General features: G+C 66.9%; 25 protein-coding genes. 8 read left to right on the forward strand and 17 right to left on the reverse strand.

From position 1 onward, the window contains the following. Positions 1–2 precede the first annotated feature (2 nt). Together tgt and queA are read right to left on the reverse strand one after the other, a co-directional pair. Entirely contained in the window at positions 3–1,121 is a 1,119-nt protein-coding gene (gene tgt / locus ACP7AG_RS09030) for a tRNA guanosine(34) transglycosylase Tgt (protein ID WP_426012063.1), read from the reverse strand. Beyond that, positions 1,121–2,242, reverse strand: a complete 1,122-nt coding sequence (gene queA, locus ACP7AG_RS09035) for a tRNA preQ1(34) S-adenosylmethionine ribosyltransferase-isomerase QueA (RefSeq protein ID WP_426030585.1) — start codon at positions 2,240–2,242, stop codon at positions 1,121–1,123. Before queA ends, tgt begins: the two co-directional genes overlap by 1 nt. Positions 2,243–2,372: 130 nt before the next feature. Between queA and ACP7AG_RS09040 the strand changes: the two genes are divergently transcribed. Together ACP7AG_RS09040 and ACP7AG_RS09045 are read left to right on the forward strand one after the other, a co-directional pair. Continuing rightward, positions 2,373–2,972, forward strand: a complete 600-nt coding sequence (locus tag ACP7AG_RS09040; RefSeq protein ID WP_426030586.1) for a hypothetical protein — start codon at positions 2,373–2,375, stop codon at positions 2,970–2,972. A gap of 39 nt (positions 2,973–3,011) precedes the next feature. Then, positions 3,012–3,989: an endonuclease/exonuclease/phosphatase family protein gene (locus tag ACP7AG_RS09045; protein WP_426030587.1), complete on the forward strand. Its 978-nt coding sequence runs from the start codon at positions 3,012–3,014 to the stop codon at positions 3,987–3,989. Positions 3,990–4,138: 149 nt separating this feature from the next. On the opposite strand, the gene ACP7AG_RS09050 is transcribed toward ACP7AG_RS09045, so the two are convergent. The 3 genes from ACP7AG_RS09050 to ACP7AG_RS09060 form a co-directional block, all read right to left on the reverse strand. Further along, positions 4,139–4,606: a peptidylprolyl isomerase gene (locus ACP7AG_RS09050; RefSeq protein WP_426012070.1), complete on the reverse strand. Its 468-nt coding sequence runs from the start codon at positions 4,604–4,606 to the stop codon at positions 4,139–4,141. A gap of 105 nt (positions 4,607–4,711) precedes the next feature. Beyond that, positions 4,712–5,566, reverse strand: a complete 855-nt coding sequence (locus tag ACP7AG_RS09055; RefSeq protein ID WP_426030588.1) for a peptidylprolyl isomerase — start codon at positions 5,564–5,566, stop codon at positions 4,712–4,714. After that, positions 5,563–6,378 carry a peptidylprolyl isomerase gene (locus ACP7AG_RS09060; RefSeq protein WP_426030589.1) on the reverse strand — a complete coding sequence of 272 codons (816 nt, stop codon included), beginning with the start codon at positions 6,376–6,378 and terminating at the stop codon, positions 5,563–5,565. Before ACP7AG_RS09060 ends, ACP7AG_RS09055 begins: the two co-directional genes overlap by 4 nt. A 1,112-nt stretch (positions 6,379–7,490) precedes the next feature. On the opposite strand from ACP7AG_RS09060, the gene ACP7AG_RS09065 reads away from it, so the two are divergent. Further along, positions 7,491–7,832 carry an endonuclease domain-containing protein gene (locus ACP7AG_RS09065; protein WP_426010410.1) on the forward strand — a complete coding sequence of 114 codons (342 nt, stop codon included), beginning with the start codon at positions 7,491–7,493 and terminating at the stop codon, positions 7,830–7,832. Between the two features lie 129 nt (positions 7,833–7,961). Here the strand turns inward: ACP7AG_RS09065 and coaD are convergent, their stop codons facing one another. Both coaD and gyrA read right to left on the reverse strand, forming a co-directional pair. Continuing rightward, positions 7,962–8,450, reverse strand: coding sequence for a pantetheine-phosphate adenylyltransferase (coaD, locus tag ACP7AG_RS09070; protein WP_426012077.1), 489 nt, complete (start codon positions 8,448–8,450; stop codon positions 7,962–7,964). Between the two features lie 64 nt (positions 8,451–8,514). After that, entirely contained in the window at positions 8,515–11,283 is a 2,769-nt protein-coding gene (gene gyrA, locus ACP7AG_RS09075; RefSeq protein ID WP_426030590.1) for a DNA gyrase subunit A, read from the reverse strand. 123 nt (positions 11,284–11,406) lie between these two features. On the opposite strand from gyrA, the gene sodC reads away from it, so the two are divergent. Beyond that, the gene (gene sodC / locus ACP7AG_RS09080) at positions 11,407–11,931 is read left to right on the forward strand and encodes a superoxide dismutase[Cu-Zn] (protein WP_426030591.1); all 525 of its coding nucleotides are present in this window, start codon (positions 11,407–11,409) and stop codon (positions 11,929–11,931) included. Between the two features lie 58 nt (positions 11,932–11,989). Here sodC and ACP7AG_RS09085 read toward each other — a convergent pair whose 3' ends face one another. Both ACP7AG_RS09085 and ACP7AG_RS09090 read right to left on the reverse strand, forming a co-directional pair. Next, the gene (locus tag ACP7AG_RS09085) at positions 11,990–12,898 is read right to left on the reverse strand and encodes a DMT family transporter (protein ID WP_426030592.1); all 909 of its coding nucleotides are present in this window, start codon (positions 12,896–12,898) and stop codon (positions 11,990–11,992) included. Positions 12,899–12,911: 13 nt separating this feature from the next. After that, complete coding sequence (locus ACP7AG_RS09090; protein ID WP_426030593.1) at positions 12,912–14,219, reverse strand: adenosylmethionine--8-amino-7-oxononanoate transaminase; 1,308 nt, start codon at positions 14,217–14,219, stop codon at positions 12,912–12,914. A 71-nt stretch (positions 14,220–14,290) separates the two neighbouring features. On the opposite strand from ACP7AG_RS09090, the gene bioF reads away from it, so the two are divergent. The 4 genes from bioF to ACP7AG_RS09110 all read left to right on the forward strand — a co-directional run bounded on the left by bioF (position 14,291) and on the right by ACP7AG_RS09110 (position 18,736). Beyond that, positions 14,291–15,442: an 8-amino-7-oxononanoate synthase gene (gene bioF, locus ACP7AG_RS09095; RefSeq protein ID WP_426030594.1), complete on the forward strand. Its 1,152-nt coding sequence runs from the start codon at positions 14,291–14,293 to the stop codon at positions 15,440–15,442. Beyond that, positions 15,442–16,116, forward strand: a complete 675-nt coding sequence (gene bioD, locus ACP7AG_RS09100; protein WP_426030595.1) for a dethiobiotin synthase — start codon at positions 15,442–15,444, stop codon at positions 16,114–16,116. The genes bioF and bioD overlap by 1 nt, the downstream gene beginning before the upstream one ends. Beyond that, on the forward strand, positions 16,113–17,006 hold the full coding sequence (locus ACP7AG_RS09105; protein WP_426030596.1) for a Gfo/Idh/MocA family protein: 894 nt from the start codon (positions 16,113–16,115) through the stop codon (positions 17,004–17,006). Before bioD ends, ACP7AG_RS09105 begins: the two co-directional genes overlap by 4 nt. Positions 17,007–17,284: 278 nt before the next feature. Further along, on the forward strand, positions 17,285–18,736 hold the full coding sequence (locus ACP7AG_RS09110; RefSeq protein ID WP_426030597.1) for an aldehyde dehydrogenase family protein: 1,452 nt from the start codon (positions 17,285–17,287) through the stop codon (positions 18,734–18,736). A gap of 371 nt (positions 18,737–19,107) precedes the next feature. Here ACP7AG_RS09110 and ssb read toward each other — a convergent pair whose 3' ends face one another. From ssb to ACP7AG_RS09150, 8 genes are all read right to left on the reverse strand, one after another. Then, positions 19,108–19,614 (reverse strand): single-stranded DNA-binding protein, encoded by a 507-nt coding sequence (gene ssb / locus ACP7AG_RS09115; RefSeq protein ID WP_426012096.1) that lies wholly within the window; start codon positions 19,612–19,614, stop codon positions 19,108–19,110. Between the two features lie 151 nt (positions 19,615–19,765). Further along, positions 19,766–20,155 (reverse strand): hypothetical protein, encoded by a 390-nt coding sequence (locus tag ACP7AG_RS09120; protein WP_426012097.1) that lies wholly within the window; start codon positions 20,153–20,155, stop codon positions 19,766–19,768. A gap of 15 nt (positions 20,156–20,170) precedes the next feature. Continuing rightward, positions 20,171–20,842 (reverse strand): hypothetical protein, encoded by a 672-nt coding sequence (locus ACP7AG_RS09125; protein ID WP_426030598.1) that lies wholly within the window; start codon positions 20,840–20,842, stop codon positions 20,171–20,173. 110 nt (positions 20,843–20,952) lie between these two features. Next, on the reverse strand, positions 20,953–23,799 hold the full coding sequence (locus tag ACP7AG_RS09130) for a hypothetical protein (RefSeq protein WP_426030599.1): 2,847 nt from the start codon (positions 23,797–23,799) through the stop codon (positions 20,953–20,955). 80 nt (positions 23,800–23,879) lie between these two features. Next, entirely contained in the window at positions 23,880–24,434 is a 555-nt protein-coding gene (gene pseH / locus ACP7AG_RS09135) for a UDP-4-amino-4,6-dideoxy-N-acetyl-beta-L-altrosamine N-acetyltransferase (RefSeq protein ID WP_426012103.1), read from the reverse strand. Between the two features lie 69 nt (positions 24,435–24,503). Further along, positions 24,504–25,334 carry a flagellin gene (locus ACP7AG_RS09140; protein ID WP_426012105.1) on the reverse strand — a complete coding sequence of 277 codons (831 nt, stop codon included), beginning with the start codon at positions 25,332–25,334 and terminating at the stop codon, positions 24,504–24,506. Positions 25,335–25,507: 173 nt separating this feature from the next. Next, positions 25,508–25,714, reverse strand: a complete 207-nt coding sequence (locus ACP7AG_RS09145) for a hypothetical protein (RefSeq protein WP_426012107.1) — start codon at positions 25,712–25,714, stop codon at positions 25,508–25,510. A gap of 239 nt (positions 25,715–25,953) precedes the next feature. Continuing rightward, a partial coding sequence (locus ACP7AG_RS09150; protein WP_426030600.1) for a flagellin occupies positions 25,954–26,265 on the reverse strand: 312 nt, incomplete at its 5' end.

Here is a 26,265-nt window from a genome sequence, read left to right on the forward strand (position 1 = left end):
GCTTAGCGGTCGCCCAGATGCCGCGCCTTGAAATCTCGCCGAAACGCCTCGAACCGCCCCTGTGCGATCGCCTCGCGCATGGCGGCCGTGAGGGCCTGGAAGAAGGCGATGTTGTGCCAGGACAGCAGCACCTGACCCAGGATTTCCTCGGCCTTGAACAGGTGGCGCAGATAGGCCTTGGAATAGTCGCGGCTGGCCGGGCAGTCGCTGTTGGCGTCCAGCGGGGTGTCGTCCTCGGCGAAGCGCGCGTTCTTGAGGTTGATCGGCCCCTCCCAGGTCCAGGCCTGGCCGTGGCGGCCCGAGCGGGTGGGCAGCACGCAGTCGAACATGTCGACGCCGCGATAGACCGCCTCGACCAAGTCGATCGGCTTGCCGACCCCCATCAGATAGCGCGGCTTGTCGGCGGGCAGCATGGCCGGCGCATAGTCGAGCACCTCGCACATGGCCTCATGACCCTCCCCGACCGCCAGCCCGCCCAAGGCGTAGCCGTCGAAGCCAATCTCCTGCAGACGTTGCGATGACTCCTGGCGCAGGTTGCGGAAGGTCGAACCCTGCTGGATGCCAAACAGCACCTGGCTGTCGCGGGTCCCGAACGCCGCCTTGGAGCGTGCGCCCCAGCGAGCCGACAGCTCCATGCCCTCGCGGGCCCGCTTCTCCTCGGCCGGCCAGGCGACGCATTCGTCCAGTTGCATGACAATATCGCTGCCCAGCAGGTCGGCCTGGATTTCCATCGACCGCTCGGGGCTCAACACGTGCTTGGAGCCGTCGATATGGCTGGAGAAGGTGACGGCCTCCTCGGTGACCTTGCTGATCCCCGACAGGCTCATCACCTGGAAGCCGCCGCTGTCGGTGAGGATCGGCTTGTCCCAGCGCATGAACCTGTGCAAGCCGCCCAGGCGCTGGATGCGCTCGGCGGTGGGCCGCAGCATCAGGTGGTAGGTGTTGCCCAGGATGATGTCGGCGCCGGTGTCCTTCACCTGATCGACGGTCATGGCCTTGACCGTGGCGGCGGTGCCCACCGGCATGAAGGCCGGGGTGCGGATGTCGCCGCGCGGGGTCTTCAGGACCCCAGTGCGGGCCGCGCCATCGGTGGCGGAAATCTCGAAGGGAAAGGCGGCCATCAGCTTTGCTCGGGCCCATTCTTGTGTGTTGTAGCGCGGAACAGCAGGCTTCCGTCGCCATAGGAATAGAAGCGATAGCCGGTGGCGATCGCGTGCTCATAGGCCGCCTTCATCCTCGCCTGGCCCGCGAAGGCGCTGACCAGCATGAACAGAGTCGATTTGGGCAGGTGGAAGTTGGTCATCAACACGTCGGCGGCGCGGAAACGATAGCCGGGGGTAATGAAGATCGCGGTCTCGGCGGCGAACGGCCGCACGACGCCGTCCTCGCTCGTGGCGCTTTCCAACAGGCGAAGGCTGGTCGTGCCCACGCAGACGATCCGTCCGCCGGCGGCGCGGACGGCGTTCAAGGCCGCAGCGACGGCGGCAGGAACCTCGCCATATTCGGCGTGCATCTTGTGCTCAGCCACCACGTCGGTCTTGACCGGCAGGAAGGTGCCGGCCCCGACGTGCAGGGTGACGAAGTGCAGGCCAACGCCCCTGGCCTTCAGGCGCTCCAGCAGGTCGGAGGTGAAGTGCAGGCCGGCGGTCGGGGCGGCCACCGAGCCGTCCTCACGGGCATAGACCGTTTGATAGTCGGCCCGGTCGCGGTCGTCCTCGGCCCGCTTGGCGGCGATATAGGGCGGCAGCGGCATCTCGCCGTGGGCGGCGATGGCCAGGTCCAGATCGACGCCAGCGAAGTCGAAGGCCAGCTCGATCTCGCCGCCGTCGTGCTTGGCGACCACGGTGGCGTCCAGCATGCCGGCCTGGCAAGCACGGTCATGGTCGTGGCCGAAGGCGATCCGGTCGCCTGCCTTCAGCCGCTTGCCGGGTCGCATGAAGGCGGTCCAGCGATCGGGCGCCGCGCGGCGGTGCAGCGTCGCCTCGACCGCCACCGGAGATCCGTCGCCGCCGCCGGTGCCGCGCCCGGCCCGCAGGCCCATCAGCCGGGCCGGGATCACCCGCGTGTCGTTGAACACCAGGGCGTCGCCGGGGCGCAGGAAGTCGGGTAATTCGCGAACGATCCGGTTCTCAAGGCTCTCGCCCGGCCTGACCACGAGCAAGCGCGCGGAATCCCGCGGTTCGGCCGGCCGCAGGGCGATCGCTGCATCGGGCAGGTGAAAGTCGAAGTCGGACAGGCGCATGGGGCGGCTTCAAGGCCACGACAGGGGCGTCAGGTCAAGCGCGCAGACACTCCGGCCTGGGCCAGGCTTTATTGGACAAAGCCCGCGCCAAGCCGCCATCCTGAGCGTTCGACACCATCTCGGGGAAAACATGACCGTCACCTTGCGCCACCTTTGCGTCCTGAGCGCCTGCCTGGCGCTGGCCGCCTGCAAACCGGCCACCGAGAGCAAGCGGGTTGAAACCGCAGCCGCTCCGACCGCCGCCCCGGCCAAGACGATCCCGGAACCCGTGACCTTCGCCCACGATCCAGCGCTTGACGTTTTTGGCTACTATTTCACCGACACCGTCGTTCAATCCGGAAACTTGAAACTGAGCTCGCTGAACATCGGCCAGGCCAGCGACTTCGCCGAGTGGGAGTCTGGACATCGCCCGGCCACCTACGCGCCGATCTTCCTGGAATTCGAGGATGTCGCCAGTCCGACGGCCGTCAACGAGATGGGGCAGGCCTATCACACAGTCTCGCTGCGCGTGATGCCGACGGCCTACCGGGTGGATGGACAGGCCGTCAGATTCCACGGCGCCGATCCGAAGTTGGGCCAGGTGATGTTCTCGGGCGCGCTCGACCTGGGCGCGCTGAAGGCCGCCAAGGGGGCGGACCCTGGCGAGCCTCGGATCGTCCTGAAGGGCGACCTGCAGGTGGGCGACCAACAATTCCGCAATGTCAGCTTGATGTACTTCGGCGGCGACTAAGCGGCGGCGCGTGTCACAAGGCCATGCTAAGGCGCGATCATGCGCTTGATCCTCGACCTCGCCAGCCTGTTCATCCGCGGCACCACCCTAATGTTCGGCCTAGTCGGCGCGGTCATTGGCCTGGCCTGCATGGGCGGCATGTTCAGCGACCGGTTGGACGCCTTGACCCATTTCGCGCCTTTGTGGCTGCTCTGCGGCCTGGCGACGCTGGCCCTGGCGACGGCCTTCTCCCGCGACGCCGAGCGCAAGGTTTTCCTGGGCCTGGCGGCCGTCGCAATCGTCTGCAACAGCGCGCTGATCATCCCCGAACTGTTAAGCGCAGGGCGGCCGATGGCCCCGGCCAAGGCCGGTGCGACCGTGAAGATCATACAGTTCAACGCCTGGGCGTCGAACGAAGACCCCCAGACGACCCTCGCCTGGCTCCTGGCCCAGAAGGCCGATGTGGTGGTGCTTGAAGAGGGCGGCGGCGGGGCCTGGCCCGTGGTGTCCGGTCTGCGCAAAGCCTATCCGGCCTCTACGAAATGCCCCTCCAAGCACGGCTGCGACACGTGGATTTTCAGCCGCTGGCCAATCGCCGCCTCAGGGCAGTACGCACAGTCGGGGTTCGGCCTTCCCGGCGCCTGGGCCACGCTCAGCCATCCGGGCGGCGGTTTCACGGTGGCGGGCGCGCACTTCGTGTGGCCCTATCCCGCCGGTCGGCAACAAGCTCAGACGGATACTCTGGTGAAGGCGTTGGCCCGGTTTCCGCATGACACTCTGATCGTGACCGGCGACTTCAATTCCACGCCTTGGTCTTTCACCCTGCGCCGCCGGGACAAGGCCTTGGGTCTCGATCGGCGGACGCGGGCGCTGGCCAGTTGGCCCAGCGGGGCGTTCTCGCGAGTGGCCACCGCGCCCTTCCCCGTCTTTCCCATCGATCACGTCTATGCCGGGAAGGCCTGGAAGACCGTAAGTGTCGAACGTGGACCAACCCTAGGCTCGGATCACCGTCCTGTGGTCGCCACTCTCACGCGCTAGGGGCCAACCAGGAAAAAGGGCCCCAGTTTACCCGGGCCCTTGTTGTCCTAGAGCAAGCCGCGCGATATAGGAATCGCACGGATTGCTCTAGGCTTTTGTTTTCGCATCGCTTTTGCGGAAAACCGGTGGCCACTTTTCCGCGCGATGCTCTAGGCGTCGGAGCCGATCTTGGCGCTGAGGATCTTGCCGGGGGTGCGCGGTGGCTCGCCGGTCGGCAGGGCGTCGACATTTTCCATGCCTTCGACCACCTGGCCCCAGACGGTGTACTGGTTGTCGAGGAAGGAGGCGTCGTCGAGGCAGATGAAGAACTGGCTGTTGGCCGAGTTCGGATCGGGGGTGCGGGCCATCGAGCAGATCCCGCGCACGTGGGCTTCCTTGGAGAATTCGGCCTTGATGTCCGGCTTGGCCGAACCGCCGCGGCCGCTGCCGGTCGGGTCGCCGCCCTGGGCCATGAAGCCGGGGATCACGCGGTGGAACACCACGCCGTCATAGAAGCCCTCGCGCACCAGTTCCTTGATGCGATCGACGTGGCCAGGAGCCAGGTCGGGACGCAGCTTGATCGTGACGGGCCCGGTCTCGAGCGTCAGTAGCAGAGTGTTTTCGAGGTCGGCCGACATGGTCATCCCTTGAGGCTTGAAAGAAGGGTTGGAGAATCGAAAGAGCTTCTAGCCCGTGCGATGTAAACAAGAAACCGCCGGGATGCGATCCACGGACGCCTCGTCCTATTTCACCTCGGCCGGCAGGTCGATGTCGCAGACCGAGAAGTCCGCGCCCCGGCTGGCCCGCTTGCGGGCCACCTCGCCCTTGAACCAGGCGCTGGCGGTGTCGACCACGCGCACGGTGGGCCGCTCGGCCACCGGGATGTCCGACAGCAGCCGCACCTTCAGCATGGCGTCCTGCGGCTTGGCGACCGGTTCTCCGGTCTTGATAGCCAGCACCACCTCCAGGCCCGACAGCACCCGGCCAAAGGCGGTGTAGCGCTTGTCGAGCGACGGGTAGGGCTGGCGCATCAGGAAGAACTGGCTGTTGGCCGAATCCGGCGCCTCGTCGCGCGCTTCGCCAACCACGCCGGGGCAATAGGTCCCCCAGGCCGAGACCTTCTTGTCGGGCGTGGCGTCGGACCAGGTCGCGGCCTGGCTGACCACGGGCAGCGACCTGAGCAGCCCCACCTCCGTGCCGGCCGGCGCGGCCACCACGGCGAAGGGCGTCTTGGCGTCGCGGCGGAAGGTGAACTCGGCCTTGAGGTTGGGCTTTTTCGTGCTGCCCTCTCCCGTATCGTCCGGATCGCCAGTCTGGGCCATGAACCGGTCGATGACCCGGAAGAAGGTGCGGCCGTCATAGACCCCTTCGCGGGTCAGCTCCTGGAAGCGCGCCACGTGGGCGGGGGCGACCTCGGGGATCAGTTCGAGGACGATCCGGCCCCTGGTGGTGTCGATCACCACCACGGTGTCGGCGGCCGGCGTGCGCCAGTCGGAGGCTTTCGGAGCCGCGACCTTGGGCGCGGCCCCCTTCGGCGCGGCTTGGGCCGCACCGAAGGCCAGCAGAACCGCGAGGGCGGCGATCGGCGCGCGCATCATTTTACCTGCACCGGAATAGTCACGTCGCAGGGGGTAAAGGCCCCGCCCAGTTCGACACGGCGCTTATCGACAAGGGCCTTGAAGGCCGGGCCGGCGGTGTCCATCACCTGGACGTTAGGCCGCTGGGCGGCGGGGATGTCGGACAGCACGCGCACGGTGGTCATGCTGTCCTGCGGGGCGGCCACCGGCTCGCCCACCTTGATGGCGCGGATGGCCTCGAGCCCGTTCAGGGCGCGGCCGAAGGCGGTATAGGTCTTGTCCAGCGAGGCGTTGGTCTGTCGCATGAAGAAGAACTGGCTGTTAGCGCTGTCGGGATCGCCGGCCCGGGCCATGCCCAGCACGCCGGGACAGAAGGCGCCCCAGGCGGCCACCTTGCCGTCGGCGGTCATGGCCGCCAGGGCGCTGTTCTGGCTCCAGACCGGCAAGGGCCCGACGAAGCCGATCTCGGCCGGCCCGGCCTTGCCCTGCGGCGCGTAACCGGCGCCGCGCCGGAAGGTGAACTCGGCCGTCAGGTTCGGCTGGTCCGAGCCACCGGTGCCGTCGTTCTTGGGATCGCCCGTCTGGTCCATGAAGCTGTCGATGACCCGGAAGAAGGTCAGGCCGTCGTAGAAATGCGCCTTGGCAAGCCCCCGCACCCGGGCCACGTGGGCGGGGGCGGCCTCCGGGACCAGCTCGACGACGATCCGGCCCTTGTTGGTGTCGACCACCAGCACATTGTCCGGATCGGGCGTCCGCCAGTCGGAAGCCGCTTGGGCGCTGGCGGCGGAAGCCGCAGTAAGCGCCATGACGGCGGCGAGGGACGCTAGCTTCATGGATATCCCCGAAAGACTGGTGCTGACGGCGTAGAACGCCGCGACGCGAACGACAAGTAGCAGCGGGTTAGAGCCGAAGATTCCGGCGAGTTTCCGGCGCACGGCGTCGCCGTCTCACGCGGACGGCCGCTGAAGGGGTGAGGAGGCGCGGAGCGGCCGGGCCAAGCCCGGATGACCGTGGGTTTAGAGTTTGCGTTTCGGCGTGGACCGACCGCTCCGCGAAACCGTTTGTCTCGAGGGACGGCGATTGAGGGCTTGTTTCATCCCGATCGACGTTCCCCCTCGGACGGGCAGGATCAAAGTCACCCGGAAGGGGCCGTCAGCGACTCCGACAGATCCTGGAACAGACCGGTTTGACTCCCGGCCCCGTCGACCCGCGCAGATCCCGGCGAGGTTTCGTTGGGTCCCGGATTTCTCCAGACCCATGCCTGCCTCGCGCGTGGCCCTGCACGGCCCCGCTCGGTTCCATCTCCATCGCCGCTTCGGGTCGGTACCAAGCGCCCTCCTCCGCGACGGAGACGGGGTTAGTATGAGGCGGTTGTGGGCGCGCCAGCGGTCGTGACGCTGATTATTTTATAGGGCGTTGAATTTGTTGGGGTTTGGGGTGAGTGATTATGGGGATGGAGGGCGCTCTATCCCCGTGAGCCCGCTTTTCCAACCCACCTTTCAACCGTCATCCCGGGCACAAGGCCCGGGATGACGGTTCTGAAATGGAAGAAGTTCGGGCCCCTTACCCAACCGCCCGCAACGGCGAGGCCGCGCCTTGAAACCTTGATGGCGAGCTTGCTCTGGCGTCTGACGATGTCAAGGACGGCGCGTCGCGCCGCCGCGACGCGGCCGCCAGAGGCGGTCCTTGACATCGTCAGACGCCAGAGCGCCGATCCACCAAGGCTTTAAGGCGTGGCCGCATCCGGGGCGGATGCGGGCGTTCGCCAGGAAGCAGACATTCCGAAAGTCAGAGAAGGGTGGAGGTCGGTCGTCCTGAACCCCTCTCTCTTTGAGAGAGGGAGGGGCCCGCCGCGAAGCGGTGGGAGGGTGAGAGGTTTCACCGCATCCGGAAATCCCGATTTCTCTCGTTGAACTCGCCCAACGCCTCCGCTCAAGCTGTCGTCATGGATGCGACCGCCACCGTCCGTCGTCTTCGCCAAAACCAGACCTTGGCCGAAAAGGTCATGTGGAAACTTGTCCGAAACCGCCGGCTGGGTGGGTTCAAGTTTCTGCGACAGGTCTCGATCGACCGCTATTTCGCGGACTTTGTTTGCGAGTCCGCCAAGCTCATCATCGAGTTGGACGGCGCCGCCCACGCGGGACGCGAGGGTTACGACTCCCGTCGCACCCAGACGCTTGAGCTGTTCGGATACCTGGTTCTGAGATTCAACAACGAGCGTGTCCTGGCTGATCCCGGCGGCACGGCGGACGACATCCTGGCCGTGCTCCGATCAGACAGGGTGTAACCTCTCACCCTCCCACCGCTGCGCGGCGGGCCCCGCCCTCTCTCGAAGAGAGAGGGATTCCTTTGGTCCGCTCAGGGGTCGAAAACAGACTCCGCCTACGCCCAGTAACCGGACCTCGGCCCCGCCGCCCTATTTCGCCAGCTTCGCCAACAGTTGCTCGGCCACGCCCGGCGGGACGAACTTGTGCACGTCGCCGCCCAGGGCCGCGATCTCTTTGACCAGGCGCGAGGCGATGGCCTGATGGCGCGGGTCGGCCATCAGGAACACGGTCTCGATCTCGCGATCGAGCTGCTGGTTCATCGCCGTCATCTGGAATTCGTATTCGAAGTCGGCCACGGCCCGCAGGCCCCGCACGATCATCTGGGCCCCGACCTCACGGGCGAAATACATCAGCAGGGTGTCGAACGGCCGAACCTCGATCTGCGCGATACGCGTCAGGTGCGCGGTTTCGCGCTCCAGCGTGGCGACCCGTTCTTCGAGGGAAAACAGCGGCCCCTTGCCGATGTTCACCGCCACGCCGATCACCAGCTTGTCGACCAGCTTGACCGCCCGACCAATGATGTCGAGATGGCCGTTGGTGACCGGGTCGAAGGTGCCCGGATAGAGTCCGATCCGCATACTTTCCCCTAACCTTCTGGGCCTTTGGCCCCTGCCCTCGGGACCATCGGCCCGCCTCTGCGCGCTACGAGATCTGGTCCGTCGCGTTTTCGTCGCCCGTCACATCGTCGTCGCCGGTTTCGGCCAGGCGCTCGACGCTGACGACGTGCTCATCCTTCGCCGTGCGGAAGATGGTTACGCCTTGAGTATTCCGCGCCGCAACCCGAATTTGCGAAACCTTCACGCGGATCAGCTGGCCGGCGTCGGTGACCAACAGGACCTGGTCGGTCTCGTCAACCGGGAACGAGCCCACCAGCTTGCCGCCGCGCTTGGACAGGTCCTGGGCCGTCAGGCCCTGGCCGCCGCGACCGGTTCGGCGATAGTCATAGGCGCTGGTGCGCTTGCCGAAGCCTTCGCTGGAGATGGTCAGCAGGATTTCCTCGGCCGCGCCCAGTTCGGCGATGCGTTCGGGGGTCAGGCTGGCCTCGCCGACGTCTTCCTCGCTCTCTTCAGCCGCCGCCGGGGCGTCTTCGCCCTCCTCGCCCATGGCCCGGGCCATGGCGCGCTGATGCTTGAGATAGGCGGCGCGCTCGGCCGGGGTGGCGTCGACATTGCGCAGCACGCTCATCGAGATGACGCTGTCGTCCTTGGCCAGGCGCACGCCGCGCACGCCCGTGGAGTCGCGGCTGGCGAACACCCGCACCTCGTCGGTCGAGAAGCGGATGCAGCGACCGGCGGCGGTGTTCAGCAGGATGTCCTTGCTGCTGTCGCAGACGGCCACGCCAATGATGCCGTCGCCTTCATCGAGCTTCATGGCGATCTTGCCGTTGCGGCGAACGTCGACGAAGTCGCTGAGCTTGTTGCGACGCACGCTGCCCGAGCGGGTGGCGAACATCACGTCCAGGCCGTCCCAGGTGGCCTCGTCCTCGGGCAGGGTCAGGATCGAGGTGATGGTCTCGCCTGGCTCGATCGGCAGCAGGTTGACGAAGGCCTTGCCCCGGCTGTTGGCGACGCCCTGCGGCAGGCGCCAGACCTTCATCTTGTAGACCTTGCCGCCCGAGGTGAAGAACAGCAGCGGCGAATGGGTCGAGGCCGAGAACACGCGGGTGACCGCGTCCTCGGTCTTGGTGGCCATGCCCGACTTGCCCTTGCCGCCGCGATGCTGGGTGCGATAGGCGGCCAGCGGGGTGCGCTTGACGTAGCCGCCCAGGGTGACGGTGATGACCATGTCCTCGCGGACGATCAGGTCTTCGTCCTCCACGTCGGCGTCGCCGTCGACGATCACGCAACGGCGCGGGATGGCGAACTTTTCGCGCACCTCGACCAGTTCCTCGCGGACCACGGCCATGATGTTGGCTCGGTCCGACAGCAGGTCCAGGTAGTCCCGAATGGCTTCGGACAGGGTGGCGGCCTCGGCGCCGATCTCGTCACGACCGAGGCCCGTCAGGCGAGACAGGGTCAGGGCCAGGATGGCGCGGGCCTGCTCGTCGGTCAGGCGGATCAGGCCGCCCTCGTCCTGCAGGGTGCGCGGGTCGGCGATCAACTCGACCAGCGGCAGCATGTCTCCGGCTGGCCAGGCCTTGGCCACCAGGCGCTCGCGCGCCTCGGTCGGATCCTTGGACGAGCGGATGATGTGGATGAACTCGTCGATATTGGCGACGGCGATGGTCAGGCCCACCAACACGTGGCCGCGATCGCGCGCCTTGCCCAGCTCGAACTTGGTGCGGCGAACCACGACCTCTTCGCGGAAATTGACGAAGATCTCGATCAGTTCGCGCAAGCCCATCTGCGAGGGCCGCCCCCTGTTCAGGGCCAGCATGTTGACGCCGAACGAGCTTTGCAGCGCCGTGAAGCGGTAGAGCTGGTTGAGGATCACCTCGCCCGAGGCATCGCGCTTCAGCTCGACGACGATGCGCATGCCGTCGCGATTGGACTCGTCACGGATGTCCGACACGCCCTCGATGCGCTTGTCGCGCACCATTTCGGCGATGTACTCGACCAGATTGGCCTTGTTCACCTGGTAGGGGATGGCGGTGATGATGATGGCTTCACGGCCGGCGCGGATCTCTTCCACGGTGGCCAGGCCGCGCATGATCACCGAGCCGCGGCCGGTCAGCAGCGCCTGGCGCGGACCGGCCCGGCCGATGATCTCACCGCCGGTCGGGAAATCGGGGCCGGGAACGATGTCGAGCAGTTGGTCGGTGGTGACGTTGGGATCGTCGACCATCAGCAGGCAGGCGTCGATGATCTCGCCCAGATTATGGGGCGGGATATTGGTGGCCATGCCGACGGCGATGCCGCCCGCGCCGTTGACCAGCAGGTTGGGGATCCGCGACGGCAGGACGACGGGTTCCTGCTCCTTGCCGTCGTAATTGTCCTGGAAGTCGACCGTGTTCTTGTCGAGGTCGGCCAGCAGCGACATGGCCGGCGGCGCCATGCGGCACTCGGTGTAGCGCATGGCCGCTGGCATATCGCCATCGACCGAACCGAAGTTGCCCTGGCCGTCGATCAGCACCAGGCCCATCGAGAACGACTGAGTCATGCGGACGAGGGTGAAGTAGATCGAGGCGTCGCCGTGCGGGTGATACTTGCCCATCACGTCGCCGACCACCCGGGCCGATTTCACGTACGAACGCTCGGGCGTCTGGCCCTGCTCGTGCATCGAGAACAGAACGCGGCGGTGAACCGGCTTGAGGCCATCGCGCGCGTCCGGCAACGCTCGGCTGACGATCACGCTCATCGCATAGTCGAGATACGAACGGCGCAGTTCGTCCTCGATATTGATGGGAATTACGTCCCCACGGGCAGCCGGAGAAGCCGGTGCGCCGGGGATAGTGTTTTGATCATCGCTCAAGGGGATTTTTCGCCGTCAGAATCGAACACGGAACCGTCAGAAACAGTTAGCATTCCCATCATCAAGACGCCACCTTCGCGGCCCCAGCCCCCATGTCCCTTGGGTCCTTTCCAGGAGTTTCCCATGCGTTTGACCGCCCTCGCCCTGTCGTTCGGCCTGATCGCCGCCGCGACTGCGGCCCATGCTTCCATCGCTCAGGCCGCCACCGCCGAGCTGAAGGGCGCCGACGGCAAGACGCTCGGAACCGCCACCCTGACCGAGGCCCCGCACGGCGTGCTGCTGCGCATCGAGGCCAAGGGCCTGACGCCGGGCTGGCACGGCCTGCACTTCCACGAGAAGGGCGACTGCGGAGCGCCGGACTTCAAGTCGGCCGGCGCCCATGTCCATACGACCACCGCCGTGGTTCACGGCCTGCTGAACCCCGCCGGCAACGACAACGGCGACCTGCCCAACCTGTTCGCCGCCGCCGACGGTTCGGCGACCGCCGAGCTGTTCTCGCCGCTGGTGTCGCTGAACGGCGCCGGCGGCCGCCCGGCCCTGCTCGACGCCGACGGCTCGTCCATCGTCGTCCATGCCAGCCCCGACGACTACAAGACCCAGCCGATCGGCGGGGCCGGGGCGCGGGTGGCGTGCGGGGTGGTGAAGTAGGGCTAACGGGATCGGGGACGCGCGCAGGCGCGCGTCCCCGTCCGCTTCCACGGCGCTGCTAGGTCGCCTCGCCCTCGGCCGGGACCACCTTCTTCGCTGTCAGGGCCACCAGCGCCACGCCGGCCATGGTCGCGGCGGCCCCGATCACCAACTGAGCCGTCAGCCTGTCGCCCATGAACGCCACGCCGATGGTGCACGACACCAAGGGCGTCAGCAGGAAATAGGGCGTCACCCGCCCGGCCTCGCGGCGCTGGACCAGCCAGAACAGCAGGGCGCTGGCCCCGATGGTCGAGACGACCCCGGCGAAGGCCACGCAGGCCCAGGCGATGGGCGTCGCGGCTTGGACGCGCTCCACCACATGGGGCTCGAAGCCGAACGACAGCGCCAGCAGCACCGGCGCGGCGATGGCGGCGGTCAGGGCCTGGACCTTCAGCGGCGGCGCGCCGGGAGTCTGGCGCACCAGCACGGTGGCCAGGGCCCAGCAGGCGCTGGTGATAATGGACAGGCCGATGGCCGGCAGGTCGGCCGCGCCATGCGGGTCCAGGCTCATCCAGGCCACCCCGCCAAAGGCCACGACGAGGCCGGCGATCGCCAACGGCCTCATGCTCTCGCCCAGCATCCTCCAGGCGAACAGCGCCGTGAATGGGATCCACAGTTGGGTGGCCACCACCAGTGGGCTCAGCGACTTGGCCATGCCGAAGGCGATGTAGATCAGGCCGAAATGGATTGGTCCCGACAGCAGGCAGATCGCCACCAATCGCCGGGACCACGGGAACGGCGGCTTGAGGAACGGAAACAGGAAGGCCAGAGCCAGGCCAAACCGCAGCGCGCCGACCATCATCGGCGGAAGCTCCGCCGTCGCCACCTTGGCGGCGCAGTTGTTCAGGCCCCAGACCAGGATGATGGCCAGGATCGCCAGGCGCTCGAGGCCGCTAAGAGGTCCGCTCTGGGGGCTGGTGGAGGACATGGCGCCGCTTGGATCAGACCCCGCCGCTTCCTTCAACCCCGCCGGCGCCCACGACCTTGCGGATTGCTGCGGTGAGGAGCGCCAGGTCGGCATCGGGCGTTGTGAAGGCCGGGGTCAGATAGATGACCTTTCCCATCGGCCGGATCCAGGCGCCCTCGGCGGCGAAGGCCTCGCACAGGGCGCCGACCGCCACCGGCTGGTCGAACTCCACCACGCCGATCGCGCCCAGCACCCGAACGTCGACCACGCCCGGCGCGGTGCGGCAGGGCTCCAGTCCCTCGGCCAGGGCCGCAGAGACCCGCGCGACGTCGGCCCGCCAGGCGCCGTCCTCGAACAGGTCGAGCGAGGCGTTGGCGGCGGCGCAGGCCAGGGCGTTGCCCATATAGGTCGGCCCGTGCATCAGGGCGGCGCCGGGGTCGTCGGACCAGAAGGCCTTGAACACCTTGGTCGAAGCGATAGCCACCGACAGCGGCAGGGTCCCGCCGGTCAAGGCCTTGGACAGGGTGACGATGTCCGGCTCGATCCCCGCTGCCTGCATGGCGAAGAGCTCTCCCGTGCGGCCAAAGCCAGTGAAGATCTCGTCGAAGATCAGCAGCACGCCATGCTTGTCGGCCAGGCGGCGCAGGCGGCGCAGCACTTCGGGGTCGTGGAACAGCATGCCGCCCGCGCCCTGGACCAGCGGCTCAGTCAGGATCGCGGCGATCTCCCCGCTCCGCTGGGCCAGCAGGGCGTCGAGGACGGCTTCGGAGGCGGCGTCCACCGGCAAATCGGCGATCACCTGACTAGGCATGACACCCGCGAACAGGCTGTGCATGCCCTCCTCGGGATCGCAGACTGTCATGGTCGCCAGGGTGTCGCCATGATAGCCGCCCCGGAACGACAGGAACCGCGTGCGGCCACCGACGCCGCGATTGATATGGAACTGCAACGCCATCTTCATGGCGATCTCGACCGCCACCGAGCCGGACTCCGCGAAGAAGGCGTGGTTCAGATCGCCAGGGAGCAGATCGGCCAACCGCTTGGCCAAGCGATAGGCCGGCTCATGCGCCAGGCCGCCGAACATTATGTGCGGCATGCGCTCCAGTTGGTCGCGGACGGCGGCGGCGATGTGCGGGTGGTTGTAGCCGTGGCAGGCCGTCCACCACGAGGCCAGGCCATCGACCAGCTCGCGCCCATCGTCGAGGATCAACCGCGAACCCCGCGTCGCCACCACCGGCAGCGGCGGCGGCGCGGTCTTCATCTGACAATAGGGCCGCCAGACATGGGGCGCGCCATTCTCAAGCCAAGATGGGACCAGCCAGGCTGGGCTTTCGAGGGTCATGGCGCGATCCTGTTGCTTAGGCGGGGCGCACTGCCTATGCCCTCCGGCGTCGCGTCGCAATTGGAACCCTGATGCACAGCCTCGACACCTATGCCGGCGACAAGCTGGACCGCTTGGAAGCCGCCAGCCTGCTGCGCCGCCCGAGGCCTACCCAGCGTCTGACCGGGGCCTATGTAGAGCGCGACGGCTGTCGGCTGCTGTCGTTTTCCTGCAACGATTATCTGGGTTTGGCGCACCATCCTCAAGTCAAGGCCGCCGCTCGAGCCGCGATCGAGACCCATGGCGCGGGGGCTGGCGCTTCGCGCCTGGTGACCGGCGACCATCCGCTGCTGTCCCAGCTCGAAACGCGATTGGCCCGACTCAAGGGAACCGAGGCCTGCGTGGTGTTCGGCTCCGGCTATCTTGCCAATGCCGGGCTGATCCCCACCTTCGCCGGCCCGGGCGACCTCATATTAATCGACGAACTGGCCCACGCCTGTCTCTGGGCCGGGGCCCAGTTGTCGGGCGCGCGGATCATCCCCTTCGCCCACAACGACACCGACCACCTGGCCGCCCTGCTGGCGCAGCACCGGGCCAGCGCCCGACACGCCATCGTCGCCACCGACGGGGTGTTCTCGATGGACGGCGACCTCGCCCCGCTCGACTGGCTGTCGGCGGTTTGCGAGGCCAATGACGCCTGGCTTCTGTCGGACGACGCCCATGGCGTGGGCGTGTTGGCCCAGGGTCGCGGCTCGGCCGCCCTGTTCCCCGACGCCCAAATCCCGTTCCAGATGGGCACGCTTTCAAAGGCCCTGGGCTCTTACGGCGGCTATGTCTGTGGGTCCCAGGCCGTGGTCGACCTGATCAAGACTCGCGCTCGCACCCTGATCTACACCACTGGCCTGCCGCCCGCCGCCGCCGCCGCCGCCCTGGCGGCGCTGGACATCATCGAGGCCGAGCCGGCCCTGACCGCCCTGCCCCTGGCCAAGGCCCGCGCCTTCACCGCCGCTGTGGGCCTGCCCTTGGCCGCCAGCCCCATCGTGCCGGTGATCCTTGGCGAGGCCGAGGCCGCGCTGGACGCCTCACAGGCGCTGGAGGCCGAGGGTTTCCTGGTGGTGGCCATTCGCCCGCCCACCGTGCCGGACGGGCAGGCCCGCCTGCGCATCGCCTTCAGCGCCGACCACCCCGACGCCGAGATCGCGCGCCTGGCCGACCTGGTGCGCCACTATGTGAAGGCGCGCTGATGCCCGCCTTGTTCGTCACTGGAACCGGCACCGACATCGGCAAGACCTATGTGAGTTGCGCGCTGATCCGCGCCCTGAAGGCCCGAGGCGCGGGCGTCGACGCGTTCAAGCCCGTGGTCAGCGGCTTCGATCCCAGGGACGCGGCCGGCAGCGACCCGGCTCGGTTGGCGGCGGCGTTGGGCGCGCCCGGTGAGGTGTTCCGCATAGCCCCACGCCGCTACCTTGCGCCGCTGTCGCCCAACATCGCCGCCCGGTTGGAGGGCCAGACCCTGATCCTGGACGACATGGTCATCGACGCGCTGGCCCGCGCCGCCGAGGTCCGCGACGGCCTGTTGCTGGTGGAAGGCGCCGGAGGGGTAATGTCGCCCCTGACCGACCACGAGACCAATCTCGACATGATCAGCGCGCTCGGCGCGCCGGTGCTGCTGGTCGCCGGCTCCTATCTAGGCACGATCAGCCACGTCTTGACCGCCCTGGTCGCCCTGGGCGGCGCCGGAGCGCGCGTGGCCGCCGTGGTGATGAGCGAAAGCCCGGACGCGCCGGACCTGAGCCAGACGGCTCGGGCCCTGACGCCGTTCCTGGGCGACACGCCCTTGTTCCTCGCGCCGCGCGCGGAATCCTGGGACGCTGGCGCCCTCGCCGACCACCTGCTCACGGACGCCTACCAGCCATGACCCTGCGCATCGCCATGATCGGCCTGGGCGACATCGCCAAGAAGGCCTACCTGCCCGTGCTGGGGCCTCGCGCCGACGTCGCCCTGACCTTTGTCACGCGCGACGCCGCGACCCTGGCGGAGTTGGGTGCGGCCTGGCGCGTGGATCGCTTGCATACAGACCTCGACGCTGCCCTTGCCGACGGCCTGGACGCGGCCTTCGTCCACGCCGCCACCGCCGCCCATCCAGGCATCGTCCGCCGCCTTCTGGAGGTCGGCGTGCCCACGATGATCGACAAGCCCCTGGCCGACAATGCGGCCGATAGCGAGGCGCTCGTCGACTTGGCCGAGACGCGCGGCGTGTCGCTGATGGTCGGTTTCAACCGCCGCCATGCGCCCGCCTATCGCGACGCCGCCGCTCTCGGCCTGCCGCTGGTGGTGATGCAGAAGAACCGCGCCGGCCCACTGGACGAAGTGCGCCGGGCGGTGTTCGACGACTATATTCACGTCGTCGACACCCTGCGGTTCCTTGCCCCCGGCGCCGACCAGGCCTCGGTGCGCGGCCAGGTCAACGACGGCCGGCTCAAGCACGTGATGCTGTCGCTATCAGGCGGCGGCCGCGACGCGATCGGGATCATGAACCGGGCCAGCGGGGCCAGCGAGGAGACGCTCGAAGTCTCTGGTAGCGGTTTGAAGCGCCGGATCATCGACATTGACCAGGTCGTCGAACTGGGCGCGGCCGAGGCCCTGAACCGACGCGGAAACTGGACCTCGGTCGGCCGCCAGCGCGGGTTCGAGGACCTGTGCGACACCTTCCTCGGCGCGGTGCGCGACGGCCGACGGTTGTCGGCGCTGGACGCGCTGGAGACCCACCGGCTGTGCGAGACGGTGGTCGACGCGCTGACCGCCTAGGTCGCCGGCCTGAACGATGCCGGGTGACCAGGAGCCCAACCAGCAGGACAGGATCGAGGGTCTTGACCGGTGGCGCGGCCCGGCTTCTTCGACAACGCCACCCTGACCATCAAGCCGTGCACCTACAATCTTGACCGTGATCGCGACCCGGAGCAGGACAATGCAGTCTGGACGCTGGGCGGGTCGGTTAGGTTAAGATCCGCCGAATGTACGATGTCGTCCGGGTCGCGGCGACGGTCTGCAGCGTTGACCTAAGCACCAACCCATCGGAGCGACCCATGCCATCCCTGAAATCGACCTATCCCCTGTACCTGGCGAACGAGGCCAAGACTCCGAACCAGGATCTGGAGGTCACCGATAAATATTCGGGCCAGGTGGCGACCCGGGTCGCGCTGGCCGACGCGGCGACCATCGACAAGGCGATTACAGCGGCGGTCGAGGCGACCCGGCCCATGGCCGAGATGGCCGCCTATGAACGTCAGGCGGTGCTGGCCCATTGCGTATCTCGCTTCCAGGAACGGTTCGACGAACTGGCCTATGCCCTGTGCATGGAAGCGGGCAAGCCGATCAACGATTCCCGGGGCGAGGTGACCCGGCTCATCGACACCTTCCGCATCGCCGCCGAAGAGTCGGTGCGGATGACCGGCGAGGTCCAGCCGCTGGACATCTCGCCGCGCGCCAAGGGCTATCAGGGCATGTGGAAGCGCGTGCCGATCGGGCCGTGCTCGTTCATCTCGCCGTTCAATTTTCCGCTCAATCTGGCGGCTCACAAGATCGCGCCCGCCCTGGCGGTGGGATGTCCGTTCGTGATGAAGCCGGCCTCGCGCACACCCCTGGGCGCGCTGATCATTGGCGAGGTGCTGGCCGAGACCGACCTGCCCAAGGGCGCGTTCTCGATCCTGCCCGCCACCCGCGACGGGGCCGACCTGTTCACCACCGACGAGCGCTTGAAGTTGCTGTCCTTCACCGGCTCGCCCGAGGTGGGCTGGGCGCTCAAGGCCAAGGCCGGCAAGAAGAAGGTGGTGCTGGAACTGGGCGGCAACGCGGCGGTGATCGTCGACCGCGACACCGACCTGCGGGACGCCGCCGACCGGATCATCTTCGGCGCCTTCTACCAGTCAGGCCAGTCCTGCATCGGCGTGCAGCGCATCCTGATCCACGACGACATCTACGACGCCCTGCGCGACCTCCTCGTCGAGAAGACCCGCGTGCTCGTCGCTGGCGATCCGCAGGACCCGAAGGTCTTCATCGGCCCGATGATCGACGAGAAGGAAGCGCGCCGCCTCGAAGGCTGGATCAATGAAGCCCGCGACGCGGGGGCCACTCTGCTCTGCGGCGGCGGTCGTGAAGGCGCGATGCTGCAGGCGACCCTGCTGGAGGGAGTCCGGCCCGGCTTGAAGGTCCGGGACGAGGAGGCGTTCGGCCCTGTCGCGGTGCTATCCCGCTTCAGCGATTTTGAAGACGCGCTGCGCGAGGTCAATGACAGCCGTTATGGCCTCCAGGCAGGCGTGTTCAGCCGAGACATCCACAAGGTGATGCGCGCCTGGGACGTGCTGGAAGTCGGCGGGATCCTGGTCGGCGACGTACCCAGCTACCGGGTCGACAACATGCCGTACGGCGGAGTCAAGGACTCGGGGCTGGGCCGCGAAGGAGTCAAGTTCGCCATGGAGGACATGACTGAAATCCGCAATCTGGTGATCCGGCGAAGGCCCGTGAACCCCGCCGGATGACGCGGGCGCCTTGAAGCCTCCAGCCGCGAGATCGGGGTTTTGACCGATGGTCACCCAGGACAGAGCCGGACATCCTCTCGCGTCGCCCGGCGGGCGACGACAGCTGCCACACCTGGGCTCGGCTAGCGACGTTCATCGCCGGCCGAGCCAGCGCAAGCTCGCCTAGGCCCGGGGCCGAGAACGACCGGAGTCGCTCGCACCCCCTTTGTGGCACGAACACGCAAATGGTCGTTGAGCCCTTTCATTTACACTCGACCGTGGTGGGTTTTACCCACGCTAAGTCGACTTATTACAAATTGGCAGATGCAATAAAAAAGTGGCCGATTCCAATGGGAAGCGGCCACTTATTACAACGTGATTCTAGAGGAAAATTAGAAGGGAATTTCGTCGTCCAAGTCGGCCGAGAAGCTCTCGCGCGGGCCGCTGGGCTGGCTGCGCGGCGCGCCGCCGCTCGAACCACCGCCGCCGCCGCCGTAGCCGCTGTCATAGCCCGGGTCACCGCCACCCGAGGCGCCGGCGCCGTCGGCCTTGCCACCGAGCATGGTCAGTTCGCCGCGGAACTTCTGCAACACGATCTCGGTGGAATATTTCTCGACGCCCGAAGCGTCGGCCCACTTACGCGTCTGGATCGCGCCCTCGATATAGATCGTCGAGCCCTTGCGCAGATAGCTCTCGGCGACCTTCACGAGATTATCGTTGAAGATCACCACGCGGTGCCATTCGGTCTTCTCCTTGCGCTCGCCCGAGGTGCGGTCGCGCCAGCTTTCCGAGGTGGCCAAACGCAGGTTAGCGACGCGGTCGCCTGAACTGAGCGTGCGGATTTCGGGGTCGGCCCCGAGATTTCCCACCAGGATGACCTTGTTGACGCTGCCTGCCATGGACGCAGTTCCCGTTTTTCGCCCGGCGACCCTATGCGCCGAAATCTGGGGAGAACGTTAACGAGTTCCTGAAAGCAAAATCAAGCTTTGTTCTGCAAACGTTCCTGTGGAGCGAGGCGGGTTATCCACCGCCTCGCCGCGTCAGCCCGCATTATTGGACTTCGCGAATGGCGCCCGGCACGGCCAAACGGCCATCGCCCGTGCGGACCAGCGACATGAACCGCGAGCCCTCATAGGTGTCGCCCAGATAGATGCCTTCCTTCTGGACGAAGATGAACTTGCCCTGATAGGCGCCCGTCAGCTCGCGGTTCTGGCTGCCCAGGCGCAGGAAGCGCAGGCGCATGCCCTCGAGGTCGGCGGCGCACTGCTCCATGCTGGGAACGTTGCTGGCCACCGGATTGTACTTCAGCGTGCCGTCCTTCTGCTCGGCGACGTGGAAACAGACCCCGGCCTCGAACGGCGCGGAGGTGCGCTTGTCGCAACCGGACAGCAGCGTGGCGGCGGCGAGCAGGGAGACAGCGGCGACGGGAAGCAAGCGCATGGTCTTTAAATCTCTCTACGCGGACGGGATGGAGCAGCCTGGCCCCTGTTCGATGATCGGATGGAAGCTGCGGTTGTCGGACGACGACTCCACGTGGCCCGGCACCAGGCGAAGTGTCTCGTCGCCCCAACGGCCATAGGTGGCGCCGCCGGGCCTTTCGCACTTGCCGCTGTAGAGCTGCTGGGCGCAGGCGTTGAGCGTGATCTCGCCCGGCTGCTTGCGCCATTCGCTGCCTTGATAGCGCCAGCAGACCGCCAGCGGCGCGCCGGACGCGGCGGCGGGGATCGGGATGACGGGGGTCGCCGACGGAGCCGGTAGGGTCGGGGCCTCGGCGGGCGGCGGCAGTGGGGTCAGGACCATGCCGGCCTGGTCGGCGGCCGCCAGGGCGCCGGTCTCGTCGACGCCGACGTCGAGAGCGCCGGTGGCCACGCCGTTCTTCTTGGCGCATTCGGCCAGGGTGGTCTCGCCGACGAACTGACCGCCGACAAAGCAACGCAGCGGGCGGGTCGCGTCCAGTCTGGTCTCATCGGCGCGACCGGTCTCGACGACCAGGCCACTGCGGGCGGCGGGGGGATCGTCGGTCGAGGACTTGCTGCCATGCATCACGCCAAAGGCGATGGCGAGGCCCAGCACCAGAGCCACGGCGGCGCCGCCGAACAACACGCGTCGGTCTTTGAGAACTTCCATGATCCCTGGCTACGACGCGAGGATGACGCTTTCAAGTCCGGCGGGGCACCAAGGCGAATGGAAGCGGCCCGGAACCGGTCAAGAGCCAGTTCGGATCCGGTGAATTCGCGCTAGCCGCCGCCGGTCAGGCGGTTCAAGGCGGCCTGATAGTTGGCGACCTGGGCGGTCAGATAGGCCGGGACCTTACCGGTCGTCGCGCCCGATGAGGCGGTCGCGTCGGCGCGCTTCACCCCGTTGGCGGTGTCAGCCATTTCGCGATAGGCGGTGCGCACGGCCGACAGGGCCTTGGTCATAGCCGCGGACGCGGCTTTGCGACCGTTGTCGTCGCTGAGGTCCAGGGTGGTGTCCAGCGACAGGCCGTAGATCGGGCCCTTGCCGTCGGCCGAGATGGTTTGGCCGTGGTCGGACTTGGTGTTGCGCACGATGCCCGGCTTGAGGCCCAGCGCCTCCAGCACGTCCGTGCCGCCCTTGCCGGGCAGGACTTCGACCGTCGAAGTGGTCTGAGACGGGCTGATCCGCAGGCTACGGCTGTTGCCGGAACTGACGGACTCGACCTTGGCGGCGAAGCCCGAGGCCTTGCGGATCTTGTCGGCCAGGGTGTCGAGGGTGTCGTTGGCGTCGATCTTGATCGTCGTCAGCGCGCCGCGCGCCCGGGTGCGGATCTGGAAGGTGTCGCCTGCCCGCGCCGAGGTCGATGAGACGATCTTGTCCGACTGGGTGAAGTCCATCACGCCGCGCGGCAGGCCGAAGGCGTCCAGGCTGCTGGCGCCGGACGCGTCGACCGCGATCGAGGTGGGGGTGGCGTAGCCGTCCTTGCCGGTCAGGCGCTGCTGCCAGGAGACCGTTCCCGCCGCCACGTCCAACTGGGCGACATAGCCGTCCTTGTCGCCGACCGTCGCCTGGCCGCCGAGGTCCTTGCCGGCCGCGCCGACCAGCCAGACCTGGCCGTTCGACACGGCCATGCCGGTGACGGTGTCGTCGCCCGCGCCACCGTAATAGGCCAGGGCGTCCTGGGCGGTGCTGGTCAGGTCCAGCGAAACGCGCGCGGCGAAGCCGTCCGAGCCGCCGGACGCGGCAGCGGTCTTGTTGTTGATCGTCAGGGCGCCGTTGGTGGTCGAGCCGCCGATATAGAGCTGGCCGTTGTCGATCGCCAAGCCGGCGATATTGCCGCCCTGCAGCGTGCCCAGGTCGCGGGTCGCGCCGGCGGTGAAAGTGGCGGCCTTGGTGTAGGTGACCGGCGCGGTGACCCAGACTTCCTTGTCATTCAGCGCCGTGCGGTCTTCCGTGACGATGCTGGTGGAGACGTCGAAGCTGCGAAGCATGGCCTCGCTGCCTTCGTTGCTGGCGACAATCACCTGCGTGCCGTTGACGACGATACCCGAGACCGTGTCGTTGTTTTCACCGCCAAAATGGGTGGTGAACAGAGCCTTGGGCGCGCCGGTGATGTCGGCGGCGAATCCGGTCAGATAGCTGTCATAGCCGCCTTGCGTGGCGCCATTGGCCGAACCCGGCAGGTCGGACTTGGCTCGGCCGCCGACATAGACCACGCCGTCCTGGCCGAAGGCCACGGCGGTGGCCTCGTCCTCCAGCATGCCGCCACGACGGACCGTCCATGTCTCATCGCCCTTGGCGTTATAGAGCGTGACGAAGCTGTCGGTCAGCGTACCGGCGCTGTCGGAATTGATCGGGCCATCGGCGGCGCCCGACAGCTTGCCGGTGACCGAGCCGGCGATCGCCACCTGGCCGGTGTCGGAGATCGCCATGTTGTAGCCGATGGCGGTGCTGGTGGCGCCCAGGGTGCGGGCATAGAGCAACTTGCCGACGGAATCGTATTTCAGCAGCGCGACGTCCTGATCGCCCTTGATCGTCTGGCTGCTGGTCGCGCCATCGACATCGGCCAGCACATAGAGCGAGCCGTCGGGCCCGGTCATGGTCTTGTGGACGGTGGAGACGGTGCCTTCCAGCGTGTCGGAGAAGATCTTGGTCCCCACTTGGCCGGCCGTGCCGGGGCCGTACTTGGTCAGGGTATTTTCGATGACCGCGTCGTCGGTCTTGGTGTCCTTGTCCGGATCCGGATTGCCAGCCGCCGTGGTGATGTAGACGGCAGGCTTTGGCGCGGGCGCGGCGAAGGTCAGGGCCTCGGTCGAATCGCCGCGGATGCGCAGGGCGAAGTCGTCGCCGGTGGGCGGCAACTTGACGCTCTGGCCGTTGACGGTTGTCGTCCGCTCGGCCCCCACCGTCCGCTCGACGGCGAAGGTGGTTTCAAATCCAGCGGCGTCGAGCTTGCTGTTGAAAAAGGTCACCACGTTGGACATCGTGCGGGGCGTCGCGCCCATCTCCGACAAATCCATGGTCAGGCTCGTGGTGACGCCGAACTTCTTGACGTCCATCGTGAAGCTGACATTGCCCTTGAAAGTGGGCACCTCGTCATCGACCTGGCCGCTGTAGAGGGTGTTGGTGACGTAGGCGTAATTGTTCTTCGGAACGCCGACGCTGGACTTGTCACTGGTCATCACCGCGCCTGTCGTCAGGCGCATGGCGTCGGTGCTGAGGTTCTGGATGTAGCTGTTGACGTCGCTCAAGCCCTTGGCGAACACCGTCTGCAGCCGCTTGATCTCGCTCTCGGTGACATTCTTCTCGCCCGACCGGTTGGCGATCGCCGACAGGGTGTTGAGCGCCTGGTAGGTGGCGAAGAGTTTCTTGTAGTCGCCGGTGATCGTCGGGGCGGCGGCCAGGGCCGCGCCTTCGTCGACGAACTTACGGCCGTTCAGCGCGGCCTTGACCAATCCGCTGGGTTCGCCCGCCTTCCCGGTCCAGGGTGCGCTGGGCACCGGCTTCTTGCCAGAGGTATTGGAGGCGGAAGACGTGGAGACGCCGGTCGCGGACGTCCCCGAGGCCTGACCAGCGGACTTCGCCTGGTAATATCCGAGCAGCAGACTGGAATCGAAACTGATCACAGCGGGTTCCAACGGGCGCAATACGCCCCTTGGTTTCATTGTGGGGGATCAGGACTTACGTTTCGTTAAGAGGTATGAATTCAGGCCGCGATCAGGTGGGCGTCGGCGAGTGAGCGACGCACAGCGCCGCCCAGTTCGCGCCATTCCTCGGCCAGTATGCCCAGCAGCACCACGTCGCGCGGCTCGCCGTTCTTCAGCACGTGGCCGCGCAGATAGCCTTCGCGGCGAAAGCCGGAAGCGGCCTGCGCCTTCAGGGCCGCGTCGTTGTCGGCCATGACCTCGGCAAACACCTTGTGCAGACCCAGCTCGCCGAAGGCGCGGTCCAGGCCCAACACCTGGGCGGCGCGGCCCACGCCCCTGCCCCGAGCCTCGGCCGAACCGAGAAACCAGTTCCAGCCGGCCCGGCGATGATGGCTCAGCAGGCCCGTCAGGGTGAGGAGGCCAGAGGGCGCGCCGGCCCGTTCGATCATCCAGCCCCGCATGTCGGGATCGGTGCGGAGATCCTGGAACCATGCGGCGTGCGCCTCGCGGCTGGGAAAGGCCGCGTCGGACATCCAGCGGTCGACCTCGGGCTCGCCCCGCCACTGGAACAGGACGGCCTCATCGCCGTCCGTCAGATCGCGAAGCTCGATCATGCCCTGCCGATTCCCCCTACTGAGCCGTCGGCAACTCTACCTTTGTCCGGAGCGTCGGCCTAGCCGCCGTTACTTGAACAGCGACAGGATAATCTGCGGAGCCTGGTTGGCGATCGAAAGCGCCTGCGCGCCAAGCTGTTGCTTGACCTGAAGCGCCTGCAATCGCGCGCTTTCCTTGGCCATGTCGGCATCGACGAGGTTGCCCACGCCGCTTTCCAGCACGTCGTTCAGCTTGGAGATGAAAGTATTGTGGGCGTCGATCTGCTTGGCTTGCGAGCCAATCGAGCCGACGGCCTGGTTCACAGCGCTCAGCGAGGCGTCCAGCTTGGTCAGCACCGAGGCGGCCAAGGTCGTGGTGGTGATGTTGTCGGTCGCCGCCAGTGTATTGATCGTCCCACCCAGCGACAGGTTCTGCAGGTTCAGCGTGATCGATGCCACAGCGTCGGCGTCGGCCAGGAAAGTGATATTGGCCGGTTCGCTGCCGTTGAGAATGTTGGCGCCGTCGAAAGCGGCGCTGTTGACCACCTGGGTCAGGTTCTTCAGTAGCCCCTGGAAGTCGGCGTTCAGGGCCTTGCGCGACGAGGTCGACAGCGAGGTGTCCTTGGCCGCGACCACCTTTTCACGCATTTGCGTCAGCAAGTCGGAGACCGATTCGCCGGCGGCCAGGGCCACGTCGGTGATCGACGTGGCGCGGTCCAGGCTCATCTTCACAGCCGACAGCGCCGAGCGGTCGGCCCGCTGGTCCTGAGCGATCGACCAGACGGCGGCGTTGTCCTTGGCGCTGGAAATCGCGAGCCCGGTGTTGATCCGGCTCTGGACGCCCGACATCTCGTCATTGGTCTTGTTGAGGTTTTGCAGAGCGATCAGCGCGGGCTGATTGGTGTTCACGCTAAGCGTCATCACGGTCTCCGAACGGCGGTTCTTGCCAATGGGGCTCGGAACGCGATTCGGCGGCCGAGCAGGTCGGCCGTCAGATTGAAGCTCAGGGAGTAAGAATATGGTTAACGCGCGTAAACCATGTTTCGCCTGCGACGCCAGGTCGCGGCGATCATGACAGAGGGCGGCTTGACCCTTCAGGTCAGGCCGTCAAAAACCTCGCCCGGGCCGTAGTGCTCGGCCTGCTTGAAGCGCAGGACGTCTTCGCGCGGGAACTGCTGCAGGATGTCGCCAGTCCGCCGATCCACTGTCTTGTAGATGTAGGTGCCGGTCTTGGCGTCCTGCTCGATCACCAGGCGAAGATCTCCCGGTCGGGGACCATCGGCCACGGCCAGCTTTTCCACGGTCGCGGCTTCCTTTGGCGCGGACTTGAGAACGCCGCTCGCGGGCAAACCCGGGACGGTCGGAACGATAGTCGAGGGGGGCGTGGACGACTCCGATAGAATGGGCGTCAACGCGACTTTGTTTTCCATGACTCCTATCGCGGCCGGGTTAGGGCGGCTCCTCTGGTGATCCCTCCCCTAGCGCGGAAGCGCGAGAGAAAGGCGGAGGCGAGCCCGAAGACCCGCCTCTATCTTCGTTCCTATCGGAACAGGCTCAGGATCGACGAAGACGACTGGTTGGCGATCGACAGCGCCTGCACGCCCAGTTGCTGCTTGGTTTGCAGCGACTGCAGCTTGGCGCTTTCCTTGGCCAGGTCGGCGTCCACCAGGTTGCCGACGCCGGCGTCCAGGCTGTCTTGCAGCTTGCCGACAAAGGTCAGGTGGGTGTCGAGACCGGTGGAGCTGGTGCCCAAGGAGGCCAGCTTGTTGGCCGCGGTGCCCAGGGCGTTGGTGACCGTAGCGATCATGGTCTTGGCGGCCGCGGCGGTGGTGAAGGTCGACGTCGCGCTCAT

It is taken from the genome of Caulobacter sp. DWP3-1-3b2 (assembly GCF_049896325.1).
Taxonomy (GTDB): domain Bacteria; phylum Pseudomonadota; class Alphaproteobacteria; order Caulobacterales; family Caulobacteraceae; genus Caulobacter.